This is a genomic window from Neisseria sp. P0021.S007, assembly GCF_051956855.1.
Genome location: NZ_JBQCXA010001654.1, coordinates 1 through 450, shown reverse-complemented (window position 1 = coordinate 450; position 450 = coordinate 1). Strand labels below are relative to the sequence as shown.

Here is a 450-nt window from a genome sequence, read left to right as displayed (position 1 = left end):
CCGTTAACCCGGACGACCATCCGAACGCGGACGGATCAACCAAGGAATATATTTCCATGCGTACAACAGCAAAGAAGCAGCAAACAAAGCGGCGGAGCAACGGATACTGTGCGTGTATGCCGTACCGTTCACAAAGGTTGCCAAAACACGGACAACCGTTGCGGCTATCATCAGCCAAAAGGCGACAGGAACCACTTTAGGCGGCGGATAAATAGAGTTGCCGGTATGGCCAAGCGCGGTTCGTGCCATCATGCCCAAAGTCAGCACGCCGATACCGCCAACGCCGATAAGGTGCACGCCCAAATTCAGGAAGTTTGAAATCCAATAAGAAAGACCGACTGCAATCAAGCCCAAGCCGGGAAACAGATAGCCGGCAAACAAAATCCAAAGCATAGGCTCTTTCAGTACAGCTTTATACCACCAGCGGTACACCTGCACGGTAAAAATCAC

1 protein-coding gene is annotated in these 450 nt (G+C 51.6%); it reads right to left on the bottom strand.

The annotated features are described in order from the left end of the window. Positions 1 to 3: 3 nt before the first annotated feature. Positions 4 to 450: NnrS family protein (locus tag ACTHUR_RS20755; RefSeq protein WP_440400692.1), on the bottom strand; the 447-nt coding region annotated here is incomplete at its 5' end.